Origin of the sequence: Kitasatospora sp. NPDC007106 (assembly GCF_040634455.1) — a bacterium.
GTDB lineage: Bacteria > Actinomycetota > Actinomycetes > Streptomycetales > Streptomycetaceae > Kitasatospora > Kitasatospora arboriphila.
In genome coordinates this window covers 1-6,416 of the sequence record NZ_JBEYFP010000336.1, presented here as the reverse complement: position 1 = coordinate 6,416, position 6,416 = coordinate 1, and the positions used below count along the sequence as shown (strand labels likewise).

Here is a 6,416-nt window from a genome sequence, read left to right as displayed (position 1 = left end):
CGGTGAGGGGGCCGAGCAGCGCCACCAGGGCTCCGCCGGCCGCCAGGCCGACGGTGGATGCGAGCCTCTCGATCACACCGGCCAGACCGGTGGCCCGCTCCAGCGGTACCCGGCCGCGCTCGGCCGCTTCCGGGACCATCACCTCCTTGGCGAGGTCGCCGGGGCCCCGGGCCGCACCGATCAGCGCGACCAGAACCAGCAGAAGGGGAAAGGTCAGCAGGTCCAGGGCGTGGAGCAGGGGGACCGCGGCGGCGGCGGTCGCGCTGGCCAGATCGGTGGTCCAGGAAACGGCCCGCGGGCCGATCCGGTCCACCAGCGGCCCGGTGAACGCCTTGACCACCACGTAGGGCGCCATCTCGCAGAAGGCGACCAGTCCGGTCCGGGTGGCACTGCCGGTCGTGACGAGGACGAACCAGGGCAGTGCCACAACGGAGATCCGCGTGCCGGTCAGCGACACGACCATGGCTGCCAGCACCCCGCTCAGCGGGCGTAAGGACCTCCTGCCGGATGTGATGCCGCCGGTCTTCGAGGCGTCGTCGGTCATGACGTCGGGCTTCCTTCCTCTTCCTGAGCGCCGGAAGGGAGCGGCGACGCGGCAGGCGCATCCGGTTCGGGCAGGATCTGCGTGATGACGCCGACCCGCTCGGCACCCTCCGGGGCACTTGTCGCCGCCTCGGGCGTGTCCCTGCGGTACCGGGAGACGACGGCCCTCAACTCCCGCTGCAGGGCGACGGCCTCTGCGGGCGTGAGCCGCAAGGCCCAGTCGCTCATGTCGAAGGTGTCCCGCCACGCACGGGGCATCGTCTGCAACTCGTTCAGCGTCTGCTGAGTGCGCAGGGTGTAGGTGGTGGCGACGGATTGCAGGAAGGCCAAGGTGGCCTCGGGCTCTCGATCGGCCAGCTCCCGGTCGTTGAGCTCCGTCATCCGATGGACCGAGCGCCACCAGCGCTCTCGCGCGTTGCCGCGCTCGGCGTCCTCCTCGACGAAACCGGCCGCGCCGAGCTGGCGCAGGTGATAGCTGGCCGTCCCGGAATTCACGCCCAGCCGCTCCGCGAGACGGGTGGCTGTCGATGGGCCGTACTTCCGCAGAAGCCCCACCAGCTGCACACGCACCGGATGCGCCATGGCACGCAGCCCCTTGGCATCCAGGACAACGGAGTTCTCTTCAGGGTCCGGGCCCTCTGGCCCCTTCATCGCGTCGGTCACACCGCACAGACTAAACCGCAAAGAGTTCTTCGCAAAGAGTTCTTCGCGAAGAACTCTTTGCGATCTGCTGCGTGCGCGAGATCCCCGTGCTCATCCATCGACCGAGCAGTGCACCGCCCGGACGGCACCGCGCCGACCCGGTCGGCCCGGTGGCCGGCGTCGCGGCCGACGAACTCCAGCCGCAGCAGCGGCTCGTTTGTGACGACCAGGACGTTCACGTCGAAGGCGTGGCCGAGGCGCTGCAGGATGTCGGGCGTCGGGTGGACGGCGGAGTTCTCGATCTCCTCGACCTGCTCCTCGGTGATGCCGACCGCCTCGGCGAGCTGCTCGTGCCGCCACCCGCGCTTCACGCGCTCCTGGTAGACCACGCCGGCCAGCGCCGCGCAGCAGGGTCCGCAGCCCGCCCGACGTGGAGAACGGCGGTTCGGTGTCCATGAGGGCGGGATCGGTGAAACCCCGCGGAAGGTGTTGCGACGCGCTGAGCAGTTGGCCGGCCAGGCCGGCCAACCGGGATCCGGGGCCCGGTCGGGGAGGGCTGCGGACCGGCGGAGCAGGAGTTCGTCCGCGCCCGGGGCGCTCGGGCCGAGGCTCTCGAAGTGCGCGGTGAGCGGCTTGAGCAGGCCGCGGAAGTCCTCGCCGGTCTCGACGGTGTTCGGTGACCGCGTTCACCTCGTGAGGCCAGGACTGCGGTGGCCACCACGCGTTCGCCCTGGAAGTCATCCACGGGAGGCGGGGCAGCTACCGCCAACGCCACCGGGACGACACGGAGGACCAGATCGGGTTGCCCGGTCTGGTCCTCAACGCGCTCGTGCTGATCAACACCCGCTACGTGGCCACCTCACCCAACTCCGCACAGCGGGCGCCGAGGTGTACGACGCGTCTCCCGGCATTCCCCGTTCGTGCGCCACCCCCAGCCGGTGCTGCTTCCAGCTTCCCGCCCCGCCTGGCGGAACGGCCCCTGCACGTCCGGACACCGCCGAGGGTTGAGTCCCGCGCCGCTCTCGCCGGGCAGTCGGTGAACGAAACCAACACGGCGGCAGACTGACGCCAGGGGCGGTGACGGGTCCGAAGCCCGTCAGGTCAGGTGCCGAGTGCATGTCCGGTCGTTGAGTCGACGTGCTCTGGGATCTCGTCGTGGTGATCGCCCACGGTCGGCGTCCCGGTGGGCTCGAACATGAGGATTGCGGCGCCGGACGGAGCATACGGCTTGTGCTCCGTACCTCGGGGGACGGTGAAGACCGCCCCCTGGGGGAGCAGGACCGTGCGCTCCCCGGCGGGCTCGCGCAGGGAGATGTGCAGCTCGCCGTCGAGTACCAGGAAGAACTCGTCGGTGTCGTCGTGCACGTGCCAGATGTGTTCGCCCTCGACCTTGGCGATGCGAACGTCGTAGTCGTTGACGCGCGTGACGATGCGGGGGCTCCACAAGGCATCGAAGGAGGCCAGAGCCTTGCCGAGGGGGATGGGTTCGCTGCTCATGGGCTCATCCTGAGCCGTTTCGCTCGACCGCCGTGAGTGCTAGGAATCGCACATGTCGAAAGAATCCTCGCACGCAGCTCACGCGGCGGGCGCACACCGGGTGGTCGTGATCGTGGACGAGAACTCGAACCCGTTCGAGCTCGGCTGCGCGACCGAGGTCTTCGGTTTGCGCAGACCGGAGATCGGCCGTGATCTCTACGACTTCAAGCTCTGTTCCCCTGAGCCCCGCACCCTGATGCGAGACGGATTCTTCACGCTCACGGGAGTCGCCGACCTGGAAGCGGCCGACGCTGCGGACACCTTGATCGTCCCCAACCGCCCGGACACCGAGGTGCCCCGCCGTCCCGCCGTGCTGGATGCCGTCCGGCGCGCGCACGCCCGCGGTGCGCGCCTGGTCGGCTTTTGCAGCGGCGCCTTCACACTGGCCGAGGCCGGAGTCCTCGATGGGCGCCGGGCCACCGCGCACTGGCAGTGGGCGGATTCCTTCCGCGCCCGTTTCCCCTCTGTCCAGCTCGAAGCGGACGTGCTGTTCGTGGATGACGGTGACATCCTCACCGCGGCAGGAAGTTCAGCTGCGCTCGATCTTGGGCTGCATGTGGTCCGCCGCGACTACGGCGCGGAGGTCGCCAACTCCGTGAGCCGGCGGTTGGTCTTCGCGGCGCACCGGGACGGTGGGCAGCGGCAGTTCGTGGAGCGCCCCATGCCCAACCTGCCGGAGGAGTCCTTGGCGCCTGTTCTGGCCTGGGCCCAGGAGCGGCTGGACTCACCGCTCACCGTGTCCGGCCTTGCGGCGCGTGCGGCGGTCAGTCCGGCGACCCTGCATCGCCGCTTCCGGGCGCAACTGGGCACGACGCCGCTGGCGTGGCTGACGGGGGAACGGCTTGCTCTGGCGTGCCGGTTGATCGAGCGAGGTGAGTCCCACTTCGAGGCGGTCGCGCGGCGCAGCGGGCTTGGCACCGCTGCCAATTTGCGCACGCTGATGCGCCGAGAGACCGGCATCACGCCGTCGGCGTACAAGCGCCGGTTCGGTCCGGAGGCGAGTTGAGGGCAGACATCCCGGTCGACGGGCTACGTGTGCTTCGTCGTCCGCTCCCGCCACGGGCGAGCAGGCTTGTCGGCTTCGAGAACGCCCCGGGAGAGGGCTTGAAGAGCGGCGGAGGCTCTCCGTCTTCTCTTGCTGCAACTTCGCCATCAGCGCGGATGTCCCGAGGCGAGTGCCAGTCGGCGACTGCGACGGCGGCACCGCCGGTCGGCGCTCGCCGACTCCAACGGACGCGCCAACGCGCCGTCAGCCGGTCGGGGCGCCCGGGAGCAGGGATGCCGGTGACCCGTAGGCGTCCAAGGCATCGCGACCGGCAGCCGCTTCCCAAGGGCCGTTGGCCGACGTTCCTGCGAATCGCCGGGGCGTGCGGGTGAGGACGGAGTGCCGACCGCAGGAACAGCAGCAGATCGTTGCCGAAGGCCTCGGCCAGGCCGACCTCATCACCGCGGCGTGACCCGGGACCGGGTGCGGGCCGAGACCGCCGTGCCGGATCTCACCATCGGGCGGGCATCCGCGCCGTCGCTGCGGGCGGCCAGGACGAGTGCGCATCCGCAGCGGCCACGACGCCAGGCGCAGGATCGACCTGAACACCTGGCCGCGCAGGTCCGCGAGCCCGGTCGGCGAGGGTCAGCTCTGCGTGCGGTTGCCGGACGGGCGGGCGGTGTCGAGGGCGTCGCGCAGGGCGTACAGGTCGGTGATGGTGGCGAGTTCGGCGAAGCGGGCCAGCAGGCGGCGGACGGTGCGGTCGTCGCCGTCGCGTACGGCCTCGGTGATCGCCTCGATCAGGGCCGTCTGTCCGTCCCGGGCCGTCTCCGGTGCCACGGGTGCCGGGTGTTCCACTGCCGCCTCCCCGCGCGGTGTCGCTCGTTTCTCCCGCGGCGCGGTGGCGGCTCGGGGGTTGCCGCCGCAGCGCAGCGGGAGAGTACCTCACTCGCGGGCGCGGCAAAATCTATGCGCGCCGGAGTAGACATTGCTCGTGGGTGGGTCTAACGTTTCTCTCGTAGACAGCAGTCGGCGATACCGGCCAGACACGAACTGGCCGGGGTTGTTGGACAGAAGTTCGCAGTTCGGTCCGGCGGCGGAGTTCCGAAGCCAGGCAGATGCAGGACGGCGACGGGGCTGGCTGCCGGACCGGGTGGCCCGCAGGTATCAGGGGCTGCCACCAGCGGTACTCGCAGTACGCAGTTCAGCAGGTGCAGTACCAGCAGTACGACAGTGACAGGTCAGTACAGAGGATGAACGGAGGGCGCAAGCGCCATCAGGATCGCCCGGCCCGTGAACACTCGCCGGGCGGACACCGCAGACCCCAACGCAAGGACGGTGGTTTCCGGTCACGCATACGCGATCCCCGCACACCCCCTCCCCCGGGGCAGTGCGGAAGTAACAGGACCGGCCTCAGGCCGGTAGATGGTGTTGTTCCCCTTCGGGGCCCCGGAGCCGACACGGCCCCGGGGCCCCTCGACGCGTTCTCCCCGAGAACCAGAGAGGTGCAGTGACTACAACGGCCAGCCCCGACACACCCGACAAACTCGACGACGACGACTACCCCGCCTACACCATGGGCCGCGCCGCCGAGATGACCGGCACCACCCCGGGCTTCCTGCGGGCCCTCGGCGAACACCGCCTCATCACCCCACTACGCTCCGACGGCGGCCACCGCCGCTACTCCCGCTACCAACTGCGCATCGCCATGCGCGCCCGCGACCTCGTCGGCCAGGGCACCCCCATCGAAGCCGCCTGCCGTATCGTCATCCTCGAAGACCAACTCGAGGAAGCCCTGCGCCTCAACGAACAGCTGCGCCGCTCCCAGCACGACCAGGAGCCCACTGCGGACACCTGACCGGACCGGCAACCTCGCCTACAGCCGCGGGCGGAGCCTATGGACAGGCGCTGCAGGCTCCGTCGCGCGCGCCGTGTCCGTTTCGTCAACGCGGTGCCCTGGACGAAACCGCCCGGCCAGAGCGGACTCCAGCTGGTCGAGCAACTGCCCTTCCGTAACTGGCGCTGCGCCTCCAGGACGGTCTGCTCGACGGGAACATGCCCATACGGGGCAGCCTGGCGGCGGTCCGCCGCTGGGCTCCGGTGCGGCTGGGCGCGTGCGGTGGGTGCGGTCGCGGAGGGGGCGGGCGGGGTCGGCGTCAGCGGGAGGCCAGGAGTGCAGGGCCGCCGGAAGCCGCCGGCGGCCCCTGTCCGTTCGGGCGGGCCGAGTGTGGGGCCTTTGGTCGAGGGGGGGCGACGGGCCCCGGTTCAAGGGAGCGGTTCGGCGTGGAGGGGGCCGTGGTGGAGCGGCGTGGGGGTGAGGAGTCGGGCGGTGCCGTGCTCGGTGATCTCCATCTGGAGGCGGCCGGTTTCGTCGGTGTAGATCATGTGGCCGCCGGGTCCGGTGCGGCCGGTGGTGGTGACGACGATGCCGGTCTGCGGGGCGTGGCTGCCGGGGCGGCCGGGCAGGACCACCAGGTAGCGATGCACGAGCGCCATCAGGACGGCCCTTCTTCTCCTGTGTCCTCGTGGACGCCGGTGATGCCACGACCCTACGCCCGCCGGCGGTATGGACGGGCGGGGGCGGCTCTTCTCGCTTTCGCGGTCCGCCCTGCTTTCACCCGTGCGGGTCAGGCCAGGACGCACTCGAGGCGCAGCGAGAGCGATGCACCGCAGTTGTGCTGCTGCCCCCGGCCGATGCGGAAGACCTCCC

8 protein-coding genes and 1 pseudogene are annotated in these 6,416 nt (G+C 70.6%); 3 read left to right on the top strand and 6 right to left on the bottom strand.

What is annotated here, in order from left to right:
- The 3 genes from ABZ641_RS22615 to ABZ641_RS22605 form a co-directional block, all read right to left on the bottom strand.
- Positions 1-544 (bottom strand): MFS transporter (locus ABZ641_RS22615; protein ID WP_359984335.1); only part of this gene is annotated, 544 nt, incomplete at its 3' end.
- Positions 541-1,194 carry a helix-turn-helix domain-containing protein gene (locus tag ABZ641_RS22610; RefSeq protein WP_344624897.1) on the bottom strand — a complete coding sequence of 218 codons (654 nt, stop codon included), beginning with the start codon at positions 1,192-1,194 and terminating at the stop codon, positions 541-543. The genes ABZ641_RS22610 and ABZ641_RS22615, both read right to left, overlap by 4 nt.
- 8 nt (positions 1,195-1,202) lie before the next feature.
- Positions 1,203-1,574, bottom strand: a complete 372-nt coding sequence (locus ABZ641_RS22605) for a helix-turn-helix transcriptional regulator (protein ID WP_359984333.1) — start codon at positions 1,572-1,574, stop codon at positions 1,203-1,205.
- A 338-nt stretch (positions 1,575-1,912) separates the two neighbouring features.
- Between ABZ641_RS22605 and ABZ641_RS22600 the strand changes: the two are divergent.
- Positions 1,913-2,251: pseudogene (locus ABZ641_RS22600) on the top strand (Tn3 family transposase); the annotation flags it as partial.
- A gap of 35 nt (positions 2,252-2,286) precedes the next feature.
- Here the strand turns inward: ABZ641_RS22600 and ABZ641_RS22595 are convergent.
- Positions 2,287-2,682 (bottom strand): cupin domain-containing protein, encoded by a 396-nt coding sequence (locus tag ABZ641_RS22595; RefSeq protein WP_344624836.1) that lies wholly within the window; start codon positions 2,680-2,682, stop codon positions 2,287-2,289.
- 52 nt (positions 2,683-2,734) lie between these two features.
- Between ABZ641_RS22595 and ABZ641_RS22590 the strand changes: the two genes are divergently transcribed.
- Positions 2,735-3,727: a helix-turn-helix domain-containing protein gene (locus ABZ641_RS22590; protein WP_344624835.1), complete on the top strand. Its 993-nt coding sequence runs from the start codon at positions 2,735-2,737 to the stop codon at positions 3,725-3,727.
- 624 nt (positions 3,728-4,351) lie between these two features.
- Here the strand turns inward: ABZ641_RS22590 and ABZ641_RS22585 are convergent.
- Positions 4,352-4,546: a hypothetical protein gene (locus ABZ641_RS22585; RefSeq protein ID WP_344624834.1), complete on the bottom strand. Its 195-nt coding sequence runs from the start codon at positions 4,544-4,546 to the stop codon at positions 4,352-4,354.
- Between the two features lie 736 nt (positions 4,547-5,282).
- On the opposite strand from ABZ641_RS22585, the gene ABZ641_RS22580 reads away from it, so the two are divergent.
- Positions 5,283-5,564, top strand: a complete 282-nt coding sequence (locus ABZ641_RS22580) for a MerR family transcriptional regulator (RefSeq protein ID WP_359984338.1) — start codon at positions 5,283-5,285, stop codon at positions 5,562-5,564.
- Between the two features lie 407 nt (positions 5,565-5,971).
- Here the strand turns inward: ABZ641_RS22580 and ABZ641_RS22575 are convergent, their stop codons facing one another.
- Positions 5,972-6,202: a DUF6296 family protein gene (locus ABZ641_RS22575; protein WP_344624833.1), complete on the bottom strand. Its 231-nt coding sequence runs from the start codon at positions 6,200-6,202 to the stop codon at positions 5,972-5,974.
- Positions 6,203-6,416: the final 214 nt, after the last annotated feature.

Coding starts and splice junctions, on each gene's coding strand:
- ABZ641_RS22575 (WP_344624833.1), bottom strand. CDS start 6,202: ATGGCGCTCGTGCATCGCTACCTGGTGGTCCTGCCCGGCCGCCCCGGC.
- ABZ641_RS22610 (WP_344624897.1), bottom strand. CDS start 1,194: ATGAAGGGGCCAGAGGGCCCGGACCCTGAAGAGAACTCCGTTGTCCTG.
- ABZ641_RS22580 (WP_359984338.1), top strand. CDS start 5,283: ATGGGCCGCGCCGCCGAGATGACCGGCACCACCCCGGGCTTCCTGCGG.
- ABZ641_RS22590 (WP_344624835.1), top strand. CDS start 2,735: ATGTCGAAAGAATCCTCGCACGCAGCTCACGCGGCGGGCGCACACCGG.
- ABZ641_RS22595 (WP_344624836.1), bottom strand. CDS start 2,682: ATGAGCAGCGAACCCATCCCCCTCGGCAAGGCTCTGGCCTCCTTCGAT.